The 25636-nt window shown below is 66.9% G+C and carries 22 protein-coding genes and 1 tRNA gene; 11 read left to right on the top strand and 12 right to left on the bottom strand.

The window, feature by feature from the left end; translation table 11 throughout:
* Window positions 1–328: 328 nt before the first annotated feature.
* Window positions 329–410: transfer RNA gene (locus ACFXNW_RS19815), tRNA-Leu, on the top strand.
* Between the two features lie 261 nt (window positions 411–671).
* Here ACFXNW_RS19815 and ACFXNW_RS19810 read toward each other — a convergent pair.
* The 4 genes from ACFXNW_RS19810 to ACFXNW_RS19795 form a co-directional block, all read right to left on the bottom strand.
* Window positions 672–1604 carry an alpha/beta fold hydrolase gene (locus ACFXNW_RS19810; RefSeq protein ID WP_379419187.1) on the bottom strand — a complete coding sequence of 311 codons (933 nt, stop codon included), beginning with the start codon at window positions 1602–1604 and terminating at the stop codon, window positions 672–674.
* Between the two features lie 163 nt (window positions 1605–1767).
* Window positions 1768–3021 (bottom strand): PucR family transcriptional regulator, encoded by a 1254-nt coding sequence (locus tag ACFXNW_RS19805; RefSeq protein WP_379419186.1) that lies wholly within the window; start codon window positions 3019–3021, stop codon window positions 1768–1770.
* Window positions 3022–3196: 175 nt separating this feature from the next.
* Window positions 3197–3904 (bottom strand): TetR/AcrR family transcriptional regulator, encoded by a 708-nt coding sequence (locus ACFXNW_RS19800; protein WP_379419185.1) that lies wholly within the window; start codon window positions 3902–3904, stop codon window positions 3197–3199.
* A gap of 44 nt (window positions 3905–3948) precedes the next feature.
* Entirely contained in the window at window positions 3949–5316 is a 1368-nt protein-coding gene (locus tag ACFXNW_RS19795; RefSeq protein ID WP_379419184.1) for an ABC1 kinase family protein, read from the bottom strand.
* A 240-nt stretch (window positions 5317–5556) separates the two neighbouring features.
* Between ACFXNW_RS19795 and ACFXNW_RS19790 the strand changes: the two genes are divergently transcribed.
* The 5 genes from ACFXNW_RS19790 to ACFXNW_RS19770 all read left to right on the top strand — a co-directional run bounded on the left by ACFXNW_RS19790 (window position 5557) and on the right by ACFXNW_RS19770 (window position 11229).
* Window positions 5557–6480 (top strand): alpha/beta fold hydrolase, encoded by a 924-nt coding sequence (locus ACFXNW_RS19790; protein WP_379419183.1) that lies wholly within the window; start codon window positions 5557–5559, stop codon window positions 6478–6480.
* A 17-nt stretch (window positions 6481–6497) separates the two neighbouring features.
* The gene (locus ACFXNW_RS19785; RefSeq protein WP_379419182.1) at window positions 6498–8285 is read left to right on the top strand and encodes an amidohydrolase family protein; all 1788 of its coding nucleotides are present in this window, start codon (window positions 6498–6500) and stop codon (window positions 8283–8285) included.
* A 19-nt stretch (window positions 8286–8304) separates the two neighbouring features.
* A complete protein-coding gene (locus tag ACFXNW_RS19780; RefSeq protein WP_379419181.1) occupies window positions 8305–9207 on the top strand; it encodes a metal-dependent hydrolase in 903 nt (300 codons plus the stop codon).
* Window positions 9204–10316, top strand: a complete 1113-nt coding sequence (locus tag ACFXNW_RS19775) for a PDR/VanB family oxidoreductase (RefSeq protein WP_379419180.1) — start codon at window positions 9204–9206, stop codon at window positions 10314–10316. The genes ACFXNW_RS19780 and ACFXNW_RS19775 overlap by 4 nt, the downstream gene beginning before the upstream one ends.
* 100 nt (window positions 10317–10416) lie before the next feature.
* A complete protein-coding gene (locus ACFXNW_RS19770; protein ID WP_379419179.1) occupies window positions 10417–11229 on the top strand; it encodes a VOC family protein in 813 nt (270 codons plus the stop codon).
* A 59-nt stretch (window positions 11230–11288) separates the two neighbouring features.
* Here ACFXNW_RS19770 and ilvD read toward each other — a convergent pair whose 3' ends face one another.
* Window positions 11289–13004, bottom strand: a complete 1716-nt coding sequence (gene ilvD, locus ACFXNW_RS19765) for a dihydroxy-acid dehydratase (protein WP_379419454.1) — start codon at window positions 13002–13004, stop codon at window positions 11289–11291.
* A 212-nt stretch (window positions 13005–13216) separates the two neighbouring features.
* Entirely contained in the window at window positions 13217–13555 is a 339-nt protein-coding gene (locus ACFXNW_RS19760) for a hypothetical protein (protein WP_379419178.1), read from the bottom strand.
* Between the two features lie 262 nt (window positions 13556–13817).
* Here ACFXNW_RS19760 and ACFXNW_RS19755 point away from each other — a divergent pair, with 262 nt between their 5' ends.
* On the top strand, window positions 13818–15329 hold the full coding sequence (locus tag ACFXNW_RS19755) for a hypothetical protein (RefSeq protein WP_379419177.1): 1512 nt from the start codon (window positions 13818–13820) through the stop codon (window positions 15327–15329).
* 26 nt (window positions 15330–15355) lie between these two features.
* Here ACFXNW_RS19755 and ACFXNW_RS19750 read toward each other — a convergent pair whose 3' ends face one another.
* Window positions 15356–16195: a DUF72 domain-containing protein gene (locus ACFXNW_RS19750; protein WP_379419176.1), complete on the bottom strand. Its 840-nt coding sequence runs from the start codon at window positions 16193–16195 to the stop codon at window positions 15356–15358.
* Window positions 16196–16254: 59 nt separating this feature from the next.
* Between ACFXNW_RS19750 and ACFXNW_RS19745 the strand changes: the two genes are divergently transcribed.
* Window positions 16255–16734: an RrF2 family transcriptional regulator gene (locus ACFXNW_RS19745; protein ID WP_379419175.1), complete on the top strand. Its 480-nt coding sequence runs from the start codon at window positions 16255–16257 to the stop codon at window positions 16732–16734.
* 44 nt (window positions 16735–16778) lie between these two features.
* On the top strand, window positions 16779–18044 hold the full coding sequence (locus tag ACFXNW_RS19740; protein ID WP_379419174.1) for an MFS transporter: 1266 nt from the start codon (window positions 16779–16781) through the stop codon (window positions 18042–18044).
* Here the strand turns inward: ACFXNW_RS19740 and ACFXNW_RS19735 are convergent.
* Window positions 18024–18827: an SDR family oxidoreductase gene (locus ACFXNW_RS19735; protein ID WP_379419173.1), complete on the bottom strand. Its 804-nt coding sequence runs from the start codon at window positions 18825–18827 to the stop codon at window positions 18024–18026. The two genes, ACFXNW_RS19740 and ACFXNW_RS19735, sit on opposite strands and share 21 nt — an antisense overlap.
* Before the next feature lie 122 nt (window positions 18828–18949).
* Complete coding sequence (locus ACFXNW_RS19730) at window positions 18950–19564, bottom strand: Rv3235 family protein (protein ID WP_379419172.1); 615 nt, start codon at window positions 19562–19564, stop codon at window positions 18950–18952.
* A gap of 276 nt (window positions 19565–19840) precedes the next feature.
* Between ACFXNW_RS19730 and ACFXNW_RS19725 the strand changes: the two genes are divergently transcribed.
* A complete protein-coding gene (locus ACFXNW_RS19725) occupies window positions 19841–20542 on the top strand; it encodes a metal-dependent hydrolase (protein ID WP_379419171.1) in 702 nt (233 codons plus the stop codon).
* 10 nt (window positions 20543–20552) lie between these two features.
* Here ACFXNW_RS19725 and ACFXNW_RS19720 read toward each other — a convergent pair whose 3' ends face one another.
* The 3 genes from ACFXNW_RS19720 to ACFXNW_RS19710 form a co-directional block, all read right to left on the bottom strand.
* Window positions 20553–21830 (bottom strand): diguanylate cyclase domain-containing protein, encoded by a 1278-nt coding sequence (locus ACFXNW_RS19720; RefSeq protein WP_379419170.1) that lies wholly within the window; start codon window positions 21828–21830, stop codon window positions 20553–20555.
* Window positions 21831–21860: 30 nt separating this feature from the next.
* Window positions 21861–22670 carry an SAM-dependent methyltransferase gene (locus ACFXNW_RS19715; RefSeq protein ID WP_379419169.1) on the bottom strand — a complete coding sequence of 270 codons (810 nt, stop codon included), beginning with the start codon at window positions 22668–22670 and terminating at the stop codon, window positions 21861–21863.
* A gap of 336 nt (window positions 22671–23006) precedes the next feature.
* Complete coding sequence (locus tag ACFXNW_RS19710) at window positions 23007–24512, bottom strand: flavin-containing monooxygenase (RefSeq protein ID WP_379419168.1); 1506 nt, start codon at window positions 24510–24512, stop codon at window positions 23007–23009.
* Between the two features lie 69 nt (window positions 24513–24581).
* Here ACFXNW_RS19710 and ACFXNW_RS19705 point away from each other — a divergent pair, with 69 nt between their 5' ends.
* Complete coding sequence (locus tag ACFXNW_RS19705; protein WP_379419167.1) at window positions 24582–25628, top strand: AraC family transcriptional regulator; 1047 nt, start codon at window positions 24582–24584, stop codon at window positions 25626–25628.
* Window positions 25629–25636 lie beyond the last annotated feature (8 nt).

Here is a 25636-nt window from a genome sequence, read left to right as displayed (position 1 = left end):
TCGTGCGGGCACTCCTCACCCAACTGGCCCTGATATGGCGAGGATTGCACAAAATCATGAGGGAATCCTCACGTTTGCCCCGCCGCCCGTCCGCTACCGTTCAGTATTTCTGTACGGCCGTACCAGAAGGGCGAGAAACATGACTCGTCCTCATGTTTGAATCCGCAGGTCCTCCCGCTGTTTGCCTAGGTGAAACATGAGTCCCCCTCATATTGGCCGTTATCTAATCGTTATAACCGCTGGTGGGGTTACTCGCGAGTACGCCACGCCCGCCCATTGCTTCGCGATCTGCACCGAGACCGGTAGAGTTTGCACGGTCGTACCATCAGCGCGAGTGGCGAAATTGGCAGACGCGCCAGATTTAGGTTCTGGTGTCCACGGACGTGGGGGTTCAAGTCCCCCCTCGCGCACAACCCCGAACCGGGCTGCCCCATAGGGCGGTCCGCAGGCATTCGAGGCTACGCAGGCACTGCGCCGACCAGCGATTTCGCATTCTCAGCCCTGGGAACCGGGCAATTCATCCAGTTGCCGAACACACAGCAGACGGCTTCTTCAGCACCCCGCATCGGCCCCGCCGCAGGGTCCAGCTCACTCTCGGCGATCGAGTCCTGCCCATCGCGCACCGCACCCGCAACGCTTCATCACAGCGACGCCATACTCACTCGCGGCACTCAGTCCAGGCCGCCGAGGAACTCGAGCAAGGCAGCATCCACCTCGGTGGCGCGCTCCTGCTGAATCCAGTGGCCCGCGCCATCGAGGATGATCGTGGCCCGAAGATCGGTCAATACCGCAGCCATCTTCGTTGTGGGCGTGAACCTGATGACCGGGTCCGTCGATCCCGCGATGAACAACGATGGCACGTCGATCGTTGCGCCGGCCAGGTCGGCGGTGAGGTGCCAGTTCCGATCCAAGTTGCGGTAGTAGTTGAGCCCACCGGTAAAGCCGGTCGCGGTGAACGTGTCTACGTAATAGTCGAATTCGTCGGCCTCGAGCCACTCGGGCACCGCGTCGGCCGAATCCTCGCTGTAGGCCAGGTCGGTAGCGCTGACGACGCCGTCGCGTTGCAGGGTGCGACGCACATCCGCTGCCAGTGCGGCGTCAGCGACTCCTGGCTCCTGAAACCAGCACATATAGAAGGCGTCGCCGAGCCTGGAACGCAGAATCGACAGTGGCGGCGCCGCGGACCTCGGGGTCGCGGGGACACTCAAACCTGCGACTGCCCGCACACGATCCGGGTGCAGCATGGCCAGTTGCCAGACCACCGAGGCTCCCCAGTCGTGGCCGACGAACACCGCCTCGTCCAGTCCCGCCTCATCGAGCAGACCTACCAGGTCGGCGCACAACGTCACGATGTCGTAGTCCTCGATGCGGGCCGGCCGCGAGCTGCCGCCGTATCCGCGCATATCCGGAGTCAGCGTCCGGAAACCCGCCGCGGCCAGGGCGAAAACCTGGTGCCGCCAGGAGAAACCCAGCTCGGGAAACCCGTGACAGAACACCACCGGCGGCCCCTGGCCATGGTCGACCACCCGCAGCTCGATCCCATTCGTGGCGACCTGGCGGCTGCCCAGTCGCCGCCAATCCTGGAGAAAACTGCGGTTTTCCATGCCCGGCGCCCCTCGATGTCGCGGATGCAAGCGATCGGTTCGACGGTATTCGCGTTCGACGTCGGATTCAATATTCACCGAGCCTCATTACGCGAGGTAGGCGGCATTGTGGAGCTGCGCTTCGGTCATCACGGAAGCCGGCGAGGCGCTGAGCCCGGAACCCTCAGGCCGGTTGACGGTCGCCCATCGACGCGTCCTGGCGGTCGCCGCTCACCCGGGCGATCAATGCCGAACGCAGGTACCACAGGCCTTCGGTCGGTGACAGGTCCAGGCCGGTGAGCTGGCCGATGCGGCGCAGGCGGTAGTCGACGGTGTTGGGGTGCACGTGCAGGATTCGGGCGGTGCGCTGACGGTTGAGGTCCATGCTGAAGAACACGCGCAGGGTTTCCATCAGCTCGGGGTGATCGTCGAGCGGTGCGAGGCGGGCGTGCAGGATGTCGCGGCCGATGCCGGGGCGGGTGAGCTGGTAGTGCAAGGCCAGTTCGGCGAAGCGGTACAGGCCAGGACCTCGGCCGAGCTGGTGCACGGTGTCGAGTAGGTCGTGGGCGCGGTCCGCGGCCGAGGCGACGTCATCGGCGGCGGCGGTGAGCACGGTGGCGCGGATCGGCACCAGCGCGGCCTCCGACAGTGCGCGCAGCATGTCGTCGAGCTCGGATTCGGCGCAGGAGGTGGCCGGAACCAGGATGGTTCCGCCGTCGACCGACAGCAGCGACAACGAGGTGTCACCGCATTGGTCGGCCAGCGCGGCCTGCACCCGGCGCAGCTTGCGACGCGCGACGACATGTGGATCCAGGCGGGGATGGCTCTCGTCGGGATGCGATGGCAACGAGACCGCGAGCACGAAATACTCGGCGGCGATCTGAATACCGCACTCGCGCGCCATCTTCGAGGTGGCGTGACCGCCGAGCAGCGCGGAGGTGAGCGTATGCACGGCGGTGTGGTGTTCGGCGGCATCGGCTCGGTGCTCGCGGACGTAGGCCTTGCTGACCGTCGAGGTGATCAGATTCAGCAATTCCAGTGCGGCGGTGGTGCCCTCGACGATGTCGTCGCTTCCGTTCACGTCGGTACGGGCGAACAGCAAGTCGAGGCCGGCTTTGAATCCCGCATGGACGGCGTGCAATACGGCGTCGATAGGGATACCGTCCTTCGCCCATTTCGCCGCCGCGGCGTTGAGTCGGTCGGTAGGCGCGGGCTCGGTGTCGCCGTTCATGCGTTGAATCGACCACTCCACGCAGACCCGGACCAATGCCGAGACCTCTCCTGCCATCACCTCCGCCCGCAGCGTGGTGAACGGCGGAACCGAACTGGCCAGGTGATCGACCAGCCGACGGGACAACCGGCGGACATCGCGCACGGGCGGCGACATCGGCCGGCCAGGAGTCTGGCATCCGGGGCGGATCGCGTTCTCGATCGTCACGTGTGACCTCCCTGTCACCTGTACTACGCAACGAACACTAATGCGAGCGCGCGCTCACCTTCCACTCCTCTTTACATTTCCGCATGGTTGCCCACAAACAGAAGATCTACCAGGCGGTATAGGTGAAATAGCTGCCGAAAACGACATGCCGCAGGAGCGATACCTAGGCAACCGCTCACTTTTTGACGTCGCCCCGGGCAACCGGAGTCACCTGCCGGGCACCAGCCCCGCCCAGCCCCGAGAACCGCGTCTGGGCGTGCCCCTTCGCTGCCGCTTCGACCTCGAACCAGGCGCCGATCATGCGCGCGGTCATCGCGATCGCCTCTTGACGCTCCTCGATACTCACTTCGAGGGCCGACGCACGCAGCACAGCCGCGAAACCGGTGTTGAGCACCACAAAGGTCATCAGGTCGTACTCGTGATCGTCTCCGGGGCCGAGCACTTGGATCAGCAGGACCTTGACCAGCAGCCGCAGCCGCGGCTCGAATTCGGGAATTCCACTGTTGTAGAACTGAACTCCGGCGACGAGAGCGCGCACCAGCTCCGCGTTGGCGACGAGTTCCTCGGTGATCACCTCGAGCACGCCGACGGTCAGATTTTCGATCGAGTTCTCCGACAGATCGAATACCCGCTGCGTGAAGCGTCTTTCGATGTCTTCGAGCAGCCTGCCGAGCAACTCCTCGACGATGACGGTGCGGTCGGAGAAATAGCGGTAGACGGTGCCGATACTCAGGCCGGCTTCGGTGGCGATCCGATTGGTGGAGGTGTTGGCGATACCGCGTTCGCCGAACAATCGCGCGGCGGTGTCCAGGATGTGTTCCCTTGTCGCCTTGGCACGCTCCTGGCTAGGACGTCGACGCTGACCAACTGCTTTCGCGGGCATCGCACTCCCCTGCCGCTGTCGCCGAAAATGAGTACCCGCTCACCTTAGCGGCTCAGCCACTGCGCCGTGGCGAGTCCGATCTCGGTGACGGGCGGTTCGTCGTAGAGCCATTCGCGGGCGATGCGATGCCAATTGTTGGTCGACCCGAGCTGCCCGAGCGCGGCATAGGTGAACAGGTCGGCCCGGCGGGAGAACACATGTTCCGGCGGAAGCAGCTGATGACGCATGCCCTTGAACTCGGAAGCCCGCGGATCGACGGCGAGCACCACGGCCCCGGTGGCGAGTTCGGGAGTGATGGTGATGTGCTCGTCGAGCAGATGCCAGCCCGCGGCGGCCCACACATATTCGAGGCATTCCTGTGGGCTGACGCCGGCGTCCGGGTCGATGATGCCGCGCCCGACCCAGGCGGCGTACAGGTCATCGGCGCGCTGTTCACCAGCGAAGCGCAGACACATGCGCTCGAAGTCGACGTGCACCGGATCCATCCGGTTGTAGAGACCGAAGTCCACGAAACCCACGCGTCCGTCGTCGGCGAGCAGGATGTTGCCGGGATGCGGGTCACCACAGAACTCGTGGTCGGCGAATAGCGAACTGATATAGAAGCGGTAGATGAGTTCGCCGATCCGATCACGTTCGGCCTCGGGCAGCTCCCGGATCTGCTGGAACTGCCTGCCTTCCACCAGCTCCGTCACCAGAACGTGGCGCGTGCAGAGTTCTCCGACGCTGTCGGGCACCACGATGAACGGATGGTCGCGGTAGCGCTCGGCCACCCGATGCTGGGTCCGCGCCTCGCGCGGGTAGTCCAGTTCTCGTTCCAGGTTGCGGGTGATCTCGTCGAGCACGGCGGCGTCGGCTGCGCTCGGCAGGACGGACTTCCACATTTTGCTGAAGAACTCGAGGTTGCGCATGTCCGCGGCGATGGCCTCATCCACTCCGGGATACTGCACCTTGACCGCGACCGCGCGGCCGTCGTGCAATCTCGCCCGGTAGACCTGGCCGATGGACGCCGCGGCCATCGGTGTCTCGTCGAAATCGGCGAAGGCTCGCGCCAATGGGCCGAGATCGTCTTCGATCACCGTGCGCATCTGCGCGAAGGAAACCGCGGGCGCCTGATCACGCAGTTCGGCAAGCTTCACCCGGAACAGCTCGCGATGCGATTCCGGAACCATCTCGATGTCGAGCACCGACAGCATCTGACCCAGCTTCATCGCCGCGCCCTTCATACTGCCGAGCACCGTGACGATCTGCTGCGCGGTTTGCAGGGCCGACCGTTCCGCGAGCACCTGCCGCGCCTGCTCGGTTCGCCCCACCATCGACAGGCGGGTGCCGACCCCGCGCACGGCTTGTCCTGCCGCCAACCGGCCGAGCCTGCTTCCCCGCGCAAAACGCCCCTTCGGCACGCGACCGGCCACCTTCTCCCACCTCTCTCGGCCGCACGCCATATGACGCGCGTCACGCTACTCTCGCCCGTCGCCCCGATCGTTGTCGACCTCCCGGCCCGAAACTGTGCTCGATCACTACCGCGCCCGCCCTCCGATCACGCCCCGAGGTTGACATCCTTCACTCATGTAGCAACACTCTTTACCCAGTACTGGCGGTACTACATATGTACCGGGTGTCGACGGGCAATGGAGCCCGAGGGAAGGGGCCTGATGACGGGCGAACTGATGACCGGCGACCGGGCGCCGCAGCGGCGCCGGGTCGTCGGAAACGGTGATATCGACATCGCCGTCTTCGAGTACGGAAGCCCGGATGCGGAGCCGGTGGTGCTGGTGCACGGCCGGCCGGATACCCACCACCTGTGGGACTCGGTGATCCCGCTGCTGGCGCAGCGGTTCCATGTCATCGCCTATGACACCAGGGGCTATGGGGAATCGAGTGCGCCGAAAAAGGTCGCCCGGTATCGCCTCGAGGAGCTCGCCGCCGATTTCTTCGCCGTCGTCGATGCCGTCAGCCCGGATCGGCCGGTGCATGTGATCGCCCACGACTGGGGGTCGGTGCAGGTCTGGGAAGCGGTGTGCGACCCGGGCGCCGAGCAACGGATCGCGTCGTTCACCTCGATTTCCGGGCCCAACCTGGATCATCTCGCGCAGTGGGTGCGTGCCAGGCTGTCGAGCCCGACACCGCGCAATGTGTGGGGCCCGCTCACCCAGCTGGTCTCCTCGGCCTACACCGGGTTCTTCATGGTGCCGGTGCTGTCGGATCTGGTGTGGCGCGTGTTCGGCCGGGCTTGGTCGTGGCGGCTGTTCCTCCGGGTGGTCGAGGGTATTCCCGGAGAGCGGGTGCACGTGGCCGAATCGCTGAACCGCGATATGGTCTCGGGCTTGAAGTTCTACCGCGCCAACATCATCGCGCGCCTGACCCGGCCGCGCGAGCGCTACACGAAGGTGCCGGTTCAGCTGGTGGTCAATACCCGCGATGTCGCGGTGCGGCCGGCGGGCTACGACGACACCGGGCGCTGGGCGGCGGATGTCGTGCGTCGCGATGTGCCGTTCGGGCATTGGCTGCCGTTCAAGAATCCCGAACTCGTCGCCGAGCTCGGCGCGGCGTTCGTCGACGACCACCGCACCCGATGACCGGCAAGGAGCACCCTGTGTCCGATTTCGACCTCGTCATCACCGACGGCACTTGGTTCGACGGCACCGGCGCCGCGCCGCTGCCCCGCAACCTGGGCATTCGCAACGGCATCGTCGAGGAGGTCTCGGCGGATCCGCTACCTGTCGGCGCGGACACCGAGGTCATCGACGCACACGGCAAGTGGGTGATGCCTGGTTTCGTCGACGTGCACACCCACTACGACGCCGAAATACTGATCAAACCCGAACTCTCGGAGTCGGTGCGGCACGGCGTCACCACCGTCGTCGTCGGCAACTGTTCGCTGTCGACGATCCTGGCCTCCAACTCCGACTGTGCCGATATCTTCAGCCGGGTCGAGGCGGTGCCGCGCGACGCGGTGCACGGTGTGCTGGAGCGTGAACGCACCTGGAGCGATCCGGCCGAGTACGCGAAGGCGCTCGACGCGCTGCCGCTCGGCCCGAATGTCGCCGCGTTCCTCGGTCATTCGGACCTGCGCACCCATGTGCTCGGGATCGATCGCGCCGTCACCCGGGATACCAAGCCGGAGCGGGCCGAACTCGAACGGATGCAGTCCTATCTCGACCAAGCCGTGGACGCGGGCTTCCTCGGGATGTCGTCGATGTCGAACACTCTCGACAAGATCGACGGCGACATCTACCGCTCACGTTCGCTGCCGTCGACCTATGCACGCGGCAAAGAGGTCCGGGCGCTGAACAAGGTATTGCGCAGGCGTGAGCGGATTCTGCAGAGCGCGCCGACGGTGAACTTCCGGCCCAATATCTGGAAGTTCTTCCTCGCCAGCTCCGGGTTGGCCGGCCGCAAGAGGCTCAAGACCTCACTGCTGTCGGCGGCCGATTCCAAGGCCTATCCGCCGCTGGTCTATTTCATGATGTACACCGCGCCGCTGCTGAACCGGTTCGCGCGCACCGAATTCCGCTGGCAGCATCTTCCGGTGCCGTTCACCGTCTACGCCGACGGGATCGATCTGGTGGTGTTCGAGGAATTCGGCGCGGGTGCGGCGGCACTTCATCTCAAAGACGAGGTCGAGCGCAACGAGCTGCTGCGCGATGAGGACTACCGGCGCTGGTTCCGCAAGAACTACGACGATAAATTCTCGCCACGGATCTGGCATCGCAACTTCTTCGACGCCGAAATCCTGGCCTGCCCGGACGAATCGGTGGTCGGTAAATCCATCGGTCAGGTCGGCGTGGATCGCGGAATACATCCGGTGGACGCCTACTTGGATCTGGTCGTCGAATACGGGACCGAGCTGCGCTGGCGTACGACGGTGGCCAATCATCGTCCGAAATACGCCGACAAGCTTGCCGCCAATCCGGGTGTGCAGATGGGTTTCGGTGACGCAGGCGCGCACCTGCGCAATATGGCGTTCTACAACTACCACCTGCGGCTGCTGGAGCGAGTCGTACGAGCCCAGACGACGAAGCGTCCGTTCCTTTCGGTGGAACACGCCGTGCATCGGCTGACCGGTGAACTCGCGCAGTGGTACGGCATCGATGCGGGCTTCCTCCGGCGCGGCGACCGTGCCGACCTGGTGATCGTCGATCCGGCCGGGCTGGACGAGTCGGTGCACCAGCTACACGAACACCCGATGCCCGAGTTCGGCCTCGACCGGATGGTCAACCGTAATGACCGGGCGGTGCTGGCCACCATCGTCAACGGCATCCCTGTCTACCGTCACGGCGTTTTCGCCGATGGACTCGGAAAGAACTGGGGCCCGGGACAGTTCCTGCGGGCTGGGCAACAGTCTCGGCGCGCACCCGAAACCGCCGCCGCGCGCGCATGAGACGGGCAGGAGTCGAGCAATGAAACCTCGCGGAAAGACCGAACAGTCGAGCGCCGATCCCGGCGCCGTGTCCTTGCAGGCGCGCAACGTGCGCTTCGACTGGACCGGCACCCCGCTGCACTGGATGCCGGACGAGCCGATCGCCTCACACGTGATGAACTCGCTGAATCTGCTGCTACCCGAGGGTGAGCGGATGTTCTGCCAGACCTTCAACGAGGCATTGCCGATGGTGCGCGATGAGAAGGTGCGCGAGGACATGATCGGCTTCATCGGCCAGGAGTCGATGCACGCCGAAACCCATAACGAGGTGCTGAATCAGGTACTGGCCGGTCAGGGAATCGATGTCGAACCCTATGTCCGCCAGGCCGAGTTCCTGTTCCGCAAGGCGGCAGGCCCACGTCCGGCCCGCACCGAGCAGGCGCGACGCCAGCATCTGGTCGAGCGGCTGGCGATCATCGCCTGCCTCGAGCATTTCTTCGCCTTCCTCGGCGACTGGGTGCTCAATGCCGACTTGGAAGGCAAAAATGCCGATTCCCGGATGGCTGATCTGTACCGGTGGCACGGCGCCGAAGAAGTCGAACATCGCCATGTCGCCCACGATGTCGCGGTGTATTTCGGCGCCGGATACCTGCGGCGGGCGATACCGATGCTGCTGGTGTTTCCGCTGTTCATCGTGCTGGTCGCGCGCGGAACCAAGTTCCTCGTCACCGCCGATCCGAGCCTGCCGAACATCGGCTACTTCCGGCTGACGATGAAACTGTTCGGTGCGATGTGGCGGGGTGCGTTACCTGGTGTGCCGTCGCTGCTGTGGAGCGCCCTGTCGACGTTCAACCCGCGCTATTCACCGGAATCGGTGGGTTCGACAAGCCAGGCGGTGGCCTATCTGGCCACCTCGCCCGCGGCCAAGGCGATCGCATCGTGAACGCACTGTTCCCTGCTCCGACCGAGGTACCGCCCGCGCTCTACGGCAAACGCGAGCGCGACATCCTGATGCGGACGATGGCAGGGCTGGCGACGCTTCGGCTGGGCTGGGCAGGTTTGGTGCACCGTCGCGAACGGCTGCTCGCGGCCGATGATCTGCGTACCCAGCTGACGATCACCGATCGCCACTCGGTCGCACACGACACCGACGTGGTCAGCCTGACACTGCGCGCACCCGAGGGCGGCGAATTGCCGCGCTGGTTCCCCGGCGCGCACCTCGACTTGGAACTGCCCTCGGGCCGGGTACGGCAGTATTCGCTGTGCGGCGATCCCGGTGATATCGCCTGCTACCGCATCGCGGTGCGCCGAATTCCCGGCGGTGGCGGCGGTTCGATCGAGGTGCACGAGGATCTGCGCGTCGGTGACACCGTCTGGGTGCGTGGACCGCGCAACGCATTCCCTTTCGTCGTGCCGGGCTACGACGGGTCGCCGTCGACGCGAGCGCATTTCGTGGCAGGCGGCATCGGCATCACGCCGATCCTGCCGATGATGCGGATGGCGCAGCGGCTGGGCGTGGAATGGACGATGGTGTACGCCGGGCGCAGCCGCGACACCATCCCGTTTCTCGCCGAACTCGAGGAATTCGGCGACCGCGTCACCGTGCGCACCGACGACGAGTTCGGTCTGCCCACCGGTGCGGATCTACTCCCCGGCGTCGGTCCCGGCACCGCGGTCTTCTGCTGCGGCCCGGTCGCGATGACCGATAACGTCGCGGCCGCGGTACGACAGCTGCCCGACGTCGCGCTGCATTCCGAACGGTTCTCCGCTCCCCCGGTCGTCGACGGCAAGCCGTTCCAGATCGAGCTGGCCCGCACCGGCGCGATCATCGACGTACCCGCCGATCGCACCGCCCTCGAGACCATCCTCGAGACGCGGCCCGCGACCCCGTACTCCTGCCGTCAGGGCTTCTGCCGCACATGTGTGGTGCGGGTACTCGACGGCGACCCCGACCACCGCGACACCGCACTCACCGACGCCGAACGCGCCGCGGGCGCCATGCTTCCCTGCGTCTCTCGCTGCGATGGTGGCCGCTTGGTGCTCGATCTCTAGCAACCCCTGTCGAGGCGTGCACCCGAGTGGTTCACTTGGTAGACGCCGACCGGGTTCGGACGGTCGGATTTCCGACTCGACTGCCAGGGAGGATCTGCTGATGCCTACTCGTGAGGATGCCTGGCCGGAGGGGACACCCTGCTGGGTGGACAGCCAGGTCGACGATACGGCTCGTGCTCGCCGGTTCTATGCCGACATGTTCGGCTGGGAGATCACCGACATGCCGCAGGAGGCGGGCGGCTATCTGATCGCACTGCGCAACGGCAGGCCCGCGGCGGGTATCGGACCCAAGCCCGCCGGAATGCCGATGCCGTCGGTATGGACCACCTATATCGCCGCCGACGACGCCGACGCGGTGGCCGCGCGTGTCGGAGCGGCAGGCGGCACCGTGGTGATGCCGCCGTTCGACGTGCTCGACGTGGGCCGCATGTTCATCGCCGCGGACCCGACCGGCGGCGTCTTCGGAGTGTGGCAGGCCAAGGCCCACCGCGGCGCGGGTGTGTACAACGAGCACGGCGCCTACTGCTGGAACGAACTGCACACCGGCGATTACCGTCGTGCGCAGGAGTTCTATGCCTCGGTCTTCGGCTGGAAGTACGACGAGATCGGGGACGGCGAGAACTTCGTCTACTCCACGTTCGGCGCCTCCGGAAACGACCACCCGCTCGGCGGCATCAACGATGTGACGAAGATGCCGGGCGATAACGGCTCGTACTGGCTGGCGTGGTTCCAGGTCGACAACGCCGACACCGCGCTCACCCGCGCGGCCGAACTCGGCGCGACCGTGGTCAGCGGTCCGGGCGACAGTCCGTTCGGCCGTCAGGGTGTGGTGCGCGGCCCGCAGGGCGAGATGTTCGCCCTCATCGATCCGGCCACCACCGTCGGCGAACCACCGACCGGCCAGTCGTCCTGACCGCAACTGCGGGCGCTCGAGGCGAACCGATCCCGAGCGCCCGCCCGGTGGTGATCGAGTCAGTCGCAGACCGCGCCGAACGAGGCCGAACCGACCAACTTCGAATACTTCGCCAGCACACCACGGGTGTAGCGCGACGGCAGCGGAGCCCACCCCACAGCCCGGCGGTCCAGCTCCTCGGGATCGATCAGCAGGTCGAGCGTGCCCGCGCCGACATCGAGCCGAATCCGGTCCCCGTCGCGGACGAACGCGATCGGGCCGCCGTCGACCGCCTCGGGCGCGACGTGACCGACGCAGAGCCCGGTGGTGCCACCGGAGAATCGGCCGTCGGTCAGTAGCAGCACGTCTTTGCCCAGACCCGCGCCTTTGATGGCAGCGGTGATGGCGAGCATCTCCCGCATGCCCGGCCCGCCTTTCGGACCTTCGTAGCGGATGACGACGACGTCGCCCGCGGTGATCGTGCCGTCTTCGAGCGCGTCCATCGCCGCCCGCTCCCGATCGAATACTCGTGCGGTGCCGAGGAAAACATCCGAATCGAAGCCCGCCGACTTGACCACCGCGCCGCCGGGGGCCAGCGAACCGGCGAGGATGGTGATCCCGCCGGTCGGATGAATCGGCTCCGACATGGCGCGCACGACCTTGCCGTCCGGGTCCGGCGGTGCGATCTCGGCCAGATTCTCGGCGACCGTGCGGCCGGTCACGGTCAGGCATTCGCCGTGCAGCAGACCCGCGTCGAGCAGCGCCTTCATCATCACCGGCACCCCGCCGATGCGGTCCACATCGGTCATGACGTGCTTGCCGAAAGGTTTGACGTCGGCAAGGTGCGGAACCCGGCGGCCGACGCGGGCGAAGTCGTCGAGGGTGAGATCGACATGCGCCTCATGCGCGATCGCGAGCAGATGCAGTACCGCGTTGGTGGAGCCGCCGAACGCCATCACGACGGCGATCGCGTTCTCGAAGGCCTCTTTGGTGAGGATGTCGGAGGTGGTGATTCCGCGGCGGATCAACTCGATCACGGCCTGGCCACTGCGGCGGGCATAGCCGTCGCGGCGGCGGTCGGTCGCGGGCGGCGCCGCGCTGCCCGGCAGTGACATGCCGAGCGCCTCGGCGGCGCTGGCCATCGTGTTCGCGGTGTACATGCCGCCGCAGGCACCCTCGCCGGGGCAGATCGCCCGCTCGATGGCGTCGACGTCTTCGCGGCTCATCAAACCGCGCGAACAGGCGCCGACCGCCTCGAAGGCATCGATGATCGTCACCTCGCGTTCGCTGCCGTCGGACAACTTCGCGATACCGGGCAGGATCGAGCCCGCGTAGAGGAACACGCTCGCCAGGTTCAGCCGGGCGGCCGCCATCATCATGCCGGGCAGCGATTTATCGCAGCCCGCGAGCAGGACCGAGCCGTCGAGCCGCTCGGCCTGCATGACTGTCTCGACGCTGTCGGCGATCACTTCCCGCGAGACCAGGGAGAAATGCATCCCTTCGTGTCCCATGGAGATGCCGTCCGACACCGAGATAGTGCCGAACTGCATCGGGAATCCGCCCGCGGCGAAGACGCCGTCCTTACATCCTTGAGCCAGCCGATCCAGCGAGAGATTGCACGGGGTGATCTCGTTCCACGACGAGGCCACCCCGATCTGCGCCTTCTCGAAATCGTCGTCGCCCATGCCGACAGCGCGCAGCATCCCGCGCGCGGCGGTCTTTTCCAGGCCATCGGTGACATCGCGACTGCGGGGTTTGATATCGGGTTTCTCGGTAGGGTCGGCCACGTTCCTCATCATCCTCGGTCACACCGATTCCGCCAGCCACCCACGCCGATCTCGCCTGTACCCGCGGAGGCGGACACCTGCGGTTCACCCCCCGGCGATCCGCAGGCGTCCGCGGCGATCATAGGTTTCGGCGCACCACGCCCGGTCCAGCTATTCCCATCAGAGGGAAGGATGTCCGGCGCCAACGGCGTGCGGATCCGAGCGGATCGCGGCCGGAGCGCTCAGGAAGCGCTTCCGGTCGACGGGAGCATGATCACGGGCCACCCGTAATACCCGCCGTAGCTCGGGTAGCCGTAGCCGCCGTAGCCGTAGCTCGGGTAGCCGTAACCGTAACCGCCATAGCCGCCGTAACCGTAGCCGCCGTACCCATAGCCGTAGCCGTACACAGGGTCGGCCGACGCGTCCGGCGCCTGCTCGACGACGCTCATGGGTTCGAGCACGAGCGGCTCGGCAACCGCGGGGGCGACGACCAGCGCCGCAGGGGCGAGGGCGATCGCCGCGACGGCAGCGGCACGGGCGATGCCGCGGCGGGTGCGCGCGAGGACGGTGGTTCGGTTCATCGGAACTCCTTGTTCGGATCGCACCGCCACATTCGGTTCGACGATGCCCTGGTCGCGGTCCGTCTAGAGTCTCGGACTCGCGTTGCTGATCGACACTTAATGTACCGTTAAACAACGGCTCGTTCAATAGGTATCAGCCCGGGCTCAGCAGCCCGCGCATCCGGGTGCTGCGCCCCTCGTATCTGTGGCAGACTCGGCCCGATCACCCGGACCGGCCGATCGGCGACCGGAGACGGAAGGTGATGCGGGAGTTGGGATCGCGATGGATCTGAGCGCCGTCGAGCGCCGGGTGGCCACGGATCGTCGTGCGGCCATGGACCGTTCGGCCGAATCCGAATTGCAGTTGGCGACATCGCTGTGCGAATTGGCCACGGGCCTCGCCGCGACCAAAGGGGATCCCTCCGCACGTGACCGCTCCGCCGCCGCGCTGGAACCCGCGCAAGAGGCGGTGCTGATCCGCCTGCGCTGGCTCACCAACGGCCATGTCTCCGCACAGTTCGCCGCCAAGGTCCAGGACGCGCTGCGGATCCTGGAACAGGCGGCGCGCGCCATCGGGCACCGGGAACTGGCCACCGCGACCATTCGCGATGCCTGCAATGCCTACCGCCAGGTGGCCTCCACCCACCCCAACGCCGCGGGAGTCTGCGCCGACGGACTGTCCAAATGCGGTGTGTGGCTGTGTCGTCTCGACCCTGGCGCGGCGGTCGCGGCCACCGAAGAGGCGGTGCGGATCCGGGCCGGGCTGTTCGCGGCCGATCCGGATCAGTCCAGCAAGTACCTGGCCAGCTTGAACACGCTGCTGCGCACGCTGATGGTCGGTAGGCAGCGCAAACAGGCCGTCGCCATGTATCGGGAACGGTATGCCGCCCTCACCTCCCCCGCGATGACCGCGACCATGCGCGAGACCAAGATCGGCGAGATCGGCTTCACCAGCAAAACACTCGGCGCGCTGACCAAGCTGGATTGCCCGACCCTCGAGCGCGCGGGCAGGCTGACTCAGCAGCAGATCCTGTACCAAAGCGCGGGCGATCTCTCCACGATCGAGGAGATCAACTGGAATCTGGCGCTGGTCGGCTTGAAACCGCTGGCGGCAGGCGCGCTGCCCGATCCGCCGTCCAAGCCGGTGGATATCGCCACCTCGTTCGGCGCGCTGGCGGTGCGCTGTTCGTCTGCGGATGCACTCGCCCAGATCCGCGCCGCGGTCGTCGCGGCCTACGCGACCGATGACGCGCATCCGGTCGACATCTCCGCTTTCCACGGCGTGGACCGGACCCACTGGAGCACACCGGATCCCGAGTTGAACACCGCCGCCCAGCTCGGCGACGATCTGGTACTGATCGAACGGCTCTCGGGCAGCTGGATCGCGGTGCAGAGCTTGAACTGGGAGATCGCGCCGGTCGGCAGGCATCCACTGGCGCTGCGGCTATCGCAACGCTGGCCGGTGGTCAGCGTGACGACAGTCGAGCAGCTGGCCTACGAACTGTGCTGGTACGAACAAGGTGTGCCGACGCAGTATGCCGCGCTCGGCCGCCCCGCCGAACCGACACCGCTGGACACACCGCTGGCGCCCTTGAACTTCGGTGTGCTGGCCGACTACGGCGCCGACTACGCCTCGGAGACACAGGTGCGCGCGGCCTTCGGCAATACCCCCATGTTCGCGAAGCTGACCCAGCTGCCTGCCAGCGGCATTCGCCAGGCCGTCGAGTCGCGTCCGCTCACCGATTACGGTGATCACGCGCTGTCATTCCGCGGCGGCGCGGGACGCACGTCGTAGAACGACCTCCGAGCAGGGGCGTCGGTTCAGAACAGGGTCATCGGTTCGGCTGATACAGGTTCCGGCAACGGGTCCAGTTCTGGGACGAGGGTGCGGACTTCGTCGTGGAATCGGCGGGCCAGTTCCGGGGCGGCGGCATTGTCGGGGGTGTGCAAGAACACCGTGGGTGAGCGCCCCTCCCGCAGCCAATCCACGACCGTGGCGACCCACGGCCGCCAGCCGGCCACGGTCGGTTCGGTCGCGTCGCGGCCGTGGTAGCGCACGATCGGGAATTCGGTGAGCGCACGCATGCGGCGCGGGAGCCGCGGCTTCTTCGCCCATGCCTCGCGCTCGCCATCACTGACCGGGGCGGCCGCGAAAAGCGTTGTGGTGTCGAACGGCATCCATTCGGCGCCGACGCGTGAGAGCACGCGTTCCAGCTGCCGCGCCGGACCTTCTTCGGTGAAGAACGCACTGTGGCGGACCTCGACCGCGACGCGATACCCCTGCGGCAGACCGCGCAGGAAGGCGGCGAGCACGCCCAGATCGGTGGGCCCGAACGAGCCGGGCAGCTGGATCCACAGCACATGGGTGCGCGGGCCCAGCGGTTCGATCGCATCGAGGAAGTCACGCAACTCGATGTCGGTGCCGTTGAGTCTGCGGTCGTGGGTGATGGTGCGGGGCAGTTTGACGACGAACCGGAAATCGGGGTCGGTCTGCGCGGCCCATGTCGTCACCGTGGCCCGCGACGGGGTCGCATAGAAGGTGGTGTTGCCCTCGACCGCGTTGCACCAGGTGGCATACGACCGCAGCCGGTGCCCCGCGGGCAGATGACGCTGCTGCCACTGCGGATGCGTCCACATCGCACATCCCACATGAAGCCGCATGCTCCGACGCTAGCGCACCCGGCCGACAGGGTTTAATCGGTACATGTAATATCCCTTTCATGCGCATGGGCGAAGGCGTCGAATGGGGCATTCACTGCTGCCTGACCATTGCTTGGCTCGAGGATCATGGACCGATTCCAACGGCCAGGCTCGCGCAATGGTTCGATCTGCCTCCGCAGTATCTGAAAAAACGGCTACAAGCCCTGGTACGCGCCGAGATCCTGACCTCGATACCCGGCGCGCGCGGCGGATTCGAACTGGCCCGGCGACCCGAGCGGATCACCCTGATGGATGTGGTGACCGCGATCGAAGGGCCCGACGAGGCCTTTCGCTGCACCGAGATCCGCCGCGACGGCGTCGGCACCACGGCACCGTCCACCCGTTTCGCCAAGCCGTGCGGCGTCGCCACCGCGATGCGCAAGGCCGACCTGGCCTGGCGGCGCGAACTCGCCGCGCAGACCATCGCCGACCTGATGGCGCAGACGCCAGGCACCACCGTCGAGTGGACCCGGCGCACCTACGCGCAACTGACCGTCTGAACTATCCACCACCGCCGGGTGGTGTACCCATGAGGAGAATAGGGATGTCTAGTATCCCGATTACCGCTTCAGATTCCGCTTCCGCCGTCGATTCCGGCGCCGATGCGGCCCGAACAGGCGCGGGTGGGCTCGGCGCAGTCTGGATGCTCGCGCTCGGCACGTTCGCCGTCGGGACCGACGCGTTCGTCGTCGCGGGATTCCTGCCCGACTTGGCCGAGTCGCTGTCGGTGTCGACCGCGACGGCCGGGCAGTCCATCACGGTCTTCGCGGTCGCCTACGCGCTGGCCGCACCCGTACTGGCCACGCTCACAGCACGGATTCCACGACGCGCCCTATTGGTGGCGGCGCTGATCGTGCTCGGTGTGGCGAATCTCGGATCGGCGCTCGCGCCGGGCTTCGGATTCCTGCTGGCCACCCGCGTGCTTGCCGCCCTCGGCGCGGCCGTCTACACACCGAACGCGGGTGCGGTGAGCGCGGCGTTGGTGCGGCCGCAGATGCGGGCGCGGGCACTGGCGATCGTCGTCGGCGGATTGACCCTGGCTACGGCGCTCGGTGTGCCGCTCGGCAATGTGGCGGTGCACTGGCTGAATTGGCGTGCGGCGCTCGGGATCGTCGCGGCGCTGTGCCTGCTGGTGGCGGCCTGGCTGTTGCGGCTGATCCCGCCGCTGCCGGGGAATCCGCAGGTGCCCTTGCGGGCACGGCTGGCGGTGCTGGCGAAACCGGCGGTCACGGCGATATTGCCGCTGACGGTGATCGGTATGGCAGCGGGCTACGTCGCTTACGCGTACACCGTGCCCGCGCTGGCGAGCGTCGGCGTGGCGGAGCATTCGGTGACGGTGATGCTGTTCCTGTACGGCGCCGGTGCGGTCGCAGGCAATCTGCTGTCCGGTTATGCCACCGATCGATGGGGACCGACTCGAGTGCTGGCGATCGGTTACACCACGATGGCCGTCGCGTTGACGTCGCTGACGTGGATCGCCGCCGCCGAGTTGCGATCGCCGATGCTCGTCGGACCGCTGGTGCTGCTGTGGGGTGCGGGCACCTGGTGCCAGACACCGGCGCAGCAGCATCGGCTCATCGACGCGGCACCCGGCGAGGCCGCGCTGGTGGTGTCGTTGAACGCCTCGGCCATCTACGCCGGAATCGGGCTCGGCACCGTACTCGGGGGTGGTGCGGTCGCCGCGCGTGCGGGCACCATCTTCGGCGTCGGCGCCTCGATCGCCGTTTCGGCGTTGGTGTTCGTCTTGGTTACCGGCCTGTACGCGACATCTCGCAGGCGAGCCGCCGCGTCAGCGACGCAGGCCGTGTGAGCGGGCGACGACCTTCTCGATCACCGTCGCGGGCAGCAGCCGCCGCAGAGTGAACACCAGTGGTGCGCGACTTCCCGTCGCGTACAGCGGCTTCGGTTTATCGGCTTCGACGGCGCGTAGGATGAGCGCCGCCACCTGCTCCGGCGGGATGCCTGCCTGCTCGTTGCGGTCGAGTCGTTCGATCATGGTGTGGAAGTCGGTCAGGTAGGGCGAATCGTCGGCGATGTATTTGGTGCGCCGTTCGCCGATACCGGTGCTGATCGAGCCCGGTTCAACGGTGGTGATCCACACCCCGAACGGTGAGGTCTCCAGGCGGGCGGCGTCGGCGAAGCCCTTGAGGGCGGCCTTCGCCGCCACATACGAGGAGCGGTAGGCCAGCGGGAAACTCGCCAGCATCGACCCGACCATCACGATGCGACCGTTACCGCGGGCCCGCATACCGGGCAGCACCAACTGCGCCAACCGGACCTGGCCGAACACGTTGACCTGGAACAGCCGCTGGATCGCCTCCTGCGGTAGTTCCTCGATCGGGCCGGACTGACTCTCCCCCGCATTGTTCACCAGTACGTCGACCGGCCCGAGATCCGCGCCGAACGCCTCGATCGACTCGGTATCGGTGAGGTCGAGCGCACGATATTCCACACCGGGCAACCGCTGCTGCTCCGCAATGGCGCCGGGGTTGCGGCTGGTACCGATCACCCGATAGCCGCGCTCGGCCAGCAGTTGTGCGGTCGCCCGGCCGATTCCCGACGATGCGCCGGTCACCAGTGCGGTTTTGGTCATTGCTCGCCCCATCCTCGATCGCCGGACGGACTCCGGCGCCGTCGCGTCACTGTGCGCTGTTCGATACGGAAATGTATCGGATGTGCTCGAAGCGGGGAAGCGCGTCGATGCAGGCCCGCAGATCAGAGCAACCGCAACGCCGTCACCTGCCAACCGCCTCGCCTGCGCGCGATCCGGCCCGCCATCACGAAGGTCTGCTCACCGCGGGTGTAGGTGCCGCATATCTCGGCGGTTCGTTCGTCGACCATCATGACCCGCACCCGGGCAGGTACCGCGACACCGAGCCCACGCCCCGGTGCGGATTCCCCGGCGATCACGGTGCGCACGGCGGCGGCAACGACCGGATCTGCGAGTGTGGCCAGGTGCGCGAATGGTCTTCTGCCGTCGACGACTTCGAGCACTACGCGGACCGCCTGCCCGGCGAATTCCCGCGCTTCACCGGAGTTCGCCGGTTCCGGGCCGGAGGAACATGCGCCACGCATCGCTCGGCGCACTCCAGCGGGCGCTGCCCGAGCGGCATCGGATTTTCGCAACACCGGACGCGAATGGCACAGCCTGCTCGGACCGTGCGCCGCACGTGCAACGGTCGCCTCGGCGGACTTCGGCCGGTCGATCGGCGCCGCCGTTTCGGTTCGAGTTCCGGCCCTCACCCAGCGATGCTCCTTGTCGGGCACATACGCCGAGACCGGCGGTTCATACCGCGGAATCGGCGTGAGCCACGGACGTGCTTCCTTCATCCCCCAGCCCCCTTGATTCGACTCGCGTGGCGCGATCTAAGGACTTCAGCTTGGCACTGGCGCACCGCCCGGTAATGGCCTCGAGCGGTTTCGGTTTCACCTCCACCGTCGTGTCGGCGAGTCCGATTGTGCCGGGCGTTTCGGTATCGCGACCGGTTCGCCGCCATAGCAGCGGCATCGAATCGGCAGGTCAACGCGGCGGACCGCACTTGTCTGTGCGTGTTGTTAAGTTGTTCGGGCACATGACGGTCCACCGGTAGGGGGGAACAGAGAAGAATGCTCGGGCACTCGCATGCCACCAGCGGGGCGCTGGCCTTCGCGGCCACGGCGACCATGGCTCCGGTCGCGGTCTTGGAGTTGGTTCAGGGCCCGGTGCGGGTGAGTGCGATGGAGCTGGTGCTCGGCACCATCATCACCGCGGGCGCGGCACTGGTGCCCGATATCGATCATCCGAAGGGCACCATCTCCCATTCGCTCGGTCCGGTGAGTCATCTACTGTCCAAGGGTGTTTCCGCGATATCAGGCGGGCACCGGCACGCCACCCACAGTTTCGCGTTCGTGCTGCTGGCGGGCTGGGCCACCTGGGCAGGACAGCACGTGTGGGGCAAGTACTTCACCTTCGGGCTGATCTTCTTCATGCTGGCGCTCGGTGCGCGGGCGCTGCACCTGTGCCCGTCGGGCGATTCGCTCAAAGCCTATGGCCCCTGCGTCCTGCTGGCCGGTGGCGGCACATTGCTGATGGCACGCTGGCTGCCGGACGTGCCGCCGTGGTTACCGTTCGCGATCGGCTTGGGCGCGCTGATCCATCTGATCGGCGACTGTCTCACCGACAAGGGCTGCCCGCTGTTGTGGCCGCTGAACAAACGCATCGGCATTCCGCTGATCTCGCGCACCGGCAACAAGATCGAGACCTGGCTGCTCACACCGGCGATGACGCTGGCCACTATCGGCCTGCTCTACGTCCACACCGTCCCATAGCCCGCGGCCGTCACTGCGCGCGGGACCGCGACGGCTTGTTCCGGTACATGGCGGTATCGGCCGCGTGCATCGTCTCGTCGACGGCCGCGGGCGGCTCCTCCAGGTACACGGTGCCGATGCTGGCGCCGATGGTGATGGGCCGTTCGCCGATCACCATCGGACGGGTCAGCGAGGTCAGCAGATCCACACGCAACGCGGTCAGCTGATCCTCGCCGGTGCATTCCTCCACCATCACGATGAATTCGTCGCCACCGATGCGCGCGGCCAGTCCGCCGACCGCGGCGACACCTTCCTGCAAACGCTCACCCACCACGCGCAACACCTGGTCGCCGACGGTGTGCCCCCATTCGTCGTTGACCTCTTTGAACCCGTCGAGATCCAGATAGCAGACGCCGACGGGTGGGATGGCACAGGCGAGCCGGTCGAAGAACAGGCCGCGGTTGGGCAGGCCGGTGAGACCGTCGTGATTGGCGTCGTACCACAGCTGATCGGCCAGCATCTTGCGGTCGGTGACGTCGACCGCGACACCGATCAGGAAACGCACTCGTCCGGTGTGGTCGCGAACCGCGGACATGGACAGGTCGATACAGGCCACGTTGCCGTCGGCCCGCAGATGATCGGTTTCCAGCCGGAAGCGGTCGACCGTGCCCGCGAGGAGTTCCTTCATCTGGGCGAAGGCTCGCCCGATATTGGCCTCACCCACCAGTTCGGCGACCGAACGCCCCGGCATGGTCTCCGCCGACAGGCCCAGCATCTCGGCGAGCGCGGCGTTCACATCGAGCACCCGCCCGTTGACGTCGACGGTGCCGATGCCGACCGACGCGCCCGCGAAGACCGCGGCGAAGCGGGCTTCCGACAGCTCGCGCCGGGATTCGGCCGTGCGCGCCGCGCCGAGTGCCGCGGACAAGGTGGCTTCCTGTTCGGTCAAAGCCGCCGACCGCAGAGCGGCGGTGAATCCGGTGGCGAATTCGGCCGCGACCAGGATCGCCCGCTCCCGGATCGCCGTGGGATCGGCCCCCTCGGCATGTTCGGCCTGGTCGGCCATGGCGTCGAAGATCACCGGTATGGTGCGGCCGACCGTCTGCGGATCGCGATAGTTCGCGGCGACAAGAGCCGCCGCCGTGGCCCGGGCCGCGTGTGGTTCGGTGTTTCCCCGTAGCGCCGCGACGAGTTGTTCGGCCAGGCCGGCCAGCAGCTGCTCGATCCGGTCGCGATTGAGCGGCGGCGCCACCGCCCCGTCGAGCGCATCGGCCCACACCACCGCGAGCTCACCCGCACACACGATCACGCCCCCTGCCCAATCCCCTGCTGCCCCGAGTCAGACCTTGCGCGCGAGCCCGGCCAGGCCGAGCGAGCGGCCCGGCGCCTCGTGGTGATCGCGCTCGGATTCGGGCCGCCAGGCAGGCAGCTCCACCACACCCGGCTCGACCAGGTCCCATCCATCGAACATAGCCTCGATGGCTTCGCGGGAGCGGAAGTGGATGCCGACCCGGCTGTCGTTGGCCGCCGACGCGCCGAGCTTTCCCGCGTCTTCGGGGCGTAGCTCCGAGGTCAGATGGGAGACGGCGACGTAGCTACCCGCGGGGACGGCCGCACGGAACGCGGCGACCTTGCCTGCCGGATCGTCGGAGTCGGCGACCAGGTGCAGGACCGCAACCAGCAGGATCCCGACCGGCCGGTCGAAGTCGATGAGGCCGGTCTCGCGGACCTCGGCCAGTAGGTCCGCGGGCTTGCGCAGATCTCCTTCGATGGCCGCGGCACGCTGTTGTTCGCCGAGGATGGCCCGTGAGTGCGCCACCGCGACCGGGTCGATATCGACGTAGAGCACCCGGCTGCTCGGGTCGAGCTCCTGCGCGATCTCGTGCACATTGCCTGCTGTCGGGATGCCGGAGCCGATGTCGAGGAACTGGGTGATCCCGGCTTCGGCGAGATACCGCACCGCGCGGCGCAGGAAGGCGCGGTTGCTCAGTGCGAGCCGCGGTAGATCGGGCACCAGCTTCGCGCCCATTTCGGCAGCCCGCCGGTCGACTTCGAAGTTGTGCGATCCGCCTAGTAGCGCGTCGTACATCCGCGCCGGGCTCGCTTGCTGCATATCCACGCCCTCGGGCGCCCATGCCGGCCTGTCCATCGATACCCCTCTGCGCTCGACGATCGCGATCGGCCCGCCTACCGGCGATTGCACAGGTCGCGGCCTGTGCGCTCGTTCACCCGAACGGACTCAGCGCATGATAGCCCGGACCCCCGACAACAACGCACCACCGACCCGACACGAAAACAAACCGTTGCGGATTCAATTATTTTGCGCTGGTAGACATTTCACCCTGCATCAACCAAAGCGCCTGCCGCCGAGCAGGTAACGGTGCAGCCCGCACCTACGCTTCGGCGCCCCGCCGTAGGCACGCGGCGACCGTCGCCACCGGTGAGTGGACCGGCTGACGAGGGCGGCGGCAAAACGGGCACCCGCTCAGCGCACCGACTCGACCGCGCGCACCGCCGATCTCGGTGTCGGAGCGAGGGTTTTACCCAGATCGGTACGCATAGTCGTCGCGGAGTCGAGCAGATAGTTCTGCCGCACCTTCCACGGATGCCGATCACCCTGACGCGGGAAGTCGCCGATGGAGCGCTGGATGTAGCCCGAGGCCAGATCGAGCAGCGGGCGCTCGTCGAGCTTGCCGTCCGGCCGCGGCACCACGGCCGCATAGCCGTTGCGGTCCATATGGTTGATCACCTTGCAGACCAGCCGCGAGGTCAGGTCCGCGCGCAGGGTCCAGGAGGCATTGGTGTAGCCGATGCAGACGGCGAAGTTCGGCACTCCGGTGAGCATTGCGCCCTGCCAGACGAACTGGTCCGACAGCTCTACCTGCTGCCCGTCCACGACCGGGTTGATACCGCCGAAGGCCAGCAATTGCAGACCGGTCGCGGTGATCACCACATCCGCGGGCAGGACCCGGCCCGAGGCCAGCCGGATGCCTTCGGGCACGAAGGTCTCGATGTGATCGGTGACGACCTCGGCCTTGCCCTTGCGGATGGACTTGAAGAAGTCGGCGTCCGGCGCCGCGCACAGTCGCTGATCCCACGGGTCGTAGCTGGGCGTGAAGTGTTCGGCCACCGCCTGCTCGTCCTTCAGGATGCGGGCGGCCAATCCGGTCAGCAGCTTGCGCGCCGCCTCCGGACGACGGCGGCAGTACTGATAGAAGCCGACGTTGAACAGGATGTTCTTGGTACGGATCAGCCGATGTGCGAGGTTCGGCGGCAACGTCGCCCTGATCCGGTCAGCGATCTTGTCCCGGCCGGGCACCGGGCTGATCCAGGTCGGCGAGCGCTGCAACATGGTGATCATCTCGGCGTCGTCGGCCATATTCGGCACCAGCGTGACGGCCGTGGCGCCGCTGCCGATGATGACCACCCGCTTGCCCGCGTAGTCCAGGTCCTCCGGCCAGAACTGCGGATGCACGACGGTGCCCGCGAAGGTGTCGATCCCGGGGAACTCGGGCGCGTGCCCGTGGTCGTAGTTGTAGTAGCCGGCGCAGGTGTAGAGAAAATCGCAGGTCAGGGCGCGCTGTTCGGCGTTGCCGTGCTCGTCGCGCTGTTCGAGGGTGAGCGTCCAGCGCGCGGTCGCGGTGGACCATTCGGCGCCGACGACCTTGGTCCGGTACCGGATCCTGCGGTCGATCCCGTTCTCGGCAGCGGTCTCGTTGATGTAGCGCAGGATGGACGGACCGTCGGCGATGGATTTCGCGTCGCGCCACGGCTTGAACGGGTAACCGAGAGTGAACATGTCCGAATCGGAACGGATGCCCGGATAGCGGAACAGGTCCCAGGTGCCGCCCATGGCCTCGCGCGCCTCGAGCACGGCGTAGGACTTGCCGGGGCATTCGGCCTGCAACCGGTAGGCGGCGCCGATGCCGGACAGGCCGGCACCGACGATCACCACATCGAGGTGTTCCGGAACAACAACGGTCTCGGTCATGCCTCCAGTGTGCGAGTTGGCAGCCCCAGCTACTTGACTTCACACGACAAGTATTTGATTCTGAGCGACATGTCGGTGATTCGTTCCGCTGGACTGCGCGGATTCCGGGCCACGGTCGCCGAGCTGGGCGGCAACGCCGAGGATTTCGCCACCGCCTGCGGGCTGCCCGTCGCAGCCCTCGACACCGACGACATGCTGGTCTCCGATCAGGCGGTGGCCGCGGTCCTCGAACTGGCCGCGCACCGGCTCGACTGCCCCGACCTCGGTCTACGCATGTCCGCGCGCCAGGATCTGGCCATGCTCGGTCCGCTGGCGCTGGCCATCCGCAGCTCACCCACCCTGGCCGACGTGCTCGAATGCAGTTCCCGATACCTGTTCGTGCACGCCCGATCGCTGAGCCTGGTGCTCGAACCCGACCCGTACGGCGACCGCGGTGTGGTGGCGTTGCGCTACGGCGTGCGGGCCGCGACGGCGATCCCGATCCAGGGCACCGACCTCGGCTTGGCCTTCGTGCACCGCGCGATTCAGCGGTTGACCGGCGACCGCTACGGCCTGCGTTCGGTGGAGCTGCCGTATCGGCCACCCGCGCCGTTATCGGTCTACGAGGAGTTTTTCGGCGCCCCGGTACGAGCCGGCGGGCGCGATGCCTTGCTGCGGGTACCCGGCGCCCTCGCGGCTCGGCAGCTCAGTGGCGGCGACGAGAACCTGCACCGGCTGGCCATGGAGTTCCTCGCCCAGCAGACCGCCGATTACGGCAGTTCCATGGTGCCGACCGTGCGCGCCGCGCTCCAGCAGCTGCTCGGCACCACCCCACCCGAAATCGGCGTGGTGGCCCGGCTTTTGACACTGCATCCGCGCACTCTGCAACGCAGGCTCAGCGCCGAGGGCACCACCTTCGCCGCCGTCCTCGACGATGTGCGCCGCACCGAAACCCGCCGCTACCTCACCACCACCGATATCTCGATGAGCCAGATCGCCTCCCTCGTCGGGCTCACCGAGCAGGCCACCTTGACCCGCTGCTGCCGCCGCTGGTGGCGGCAGCCGCCCACCGCCGTCCGCAAAAACCCCGCCCTCGCCCGCGATCAGGCGTCTGTATCCGCGGCCGCGGTGACATAGGCTGCGGC

Origin of the sequence: Nocardia sp. NPDC059180, from assembly GCF_042754945.1 — a bacterium.
Classification (GTDB): domain Bacteria; phylum Actinomycetota; class Actinomycetes; order Mycobacteriales; family Mycobacteriaceae; genus Nocardia.
Note: the sequence above shows the minus strand (reverse complement) of the source record. Positions and strands in the feature narration are given on the sequence as shown.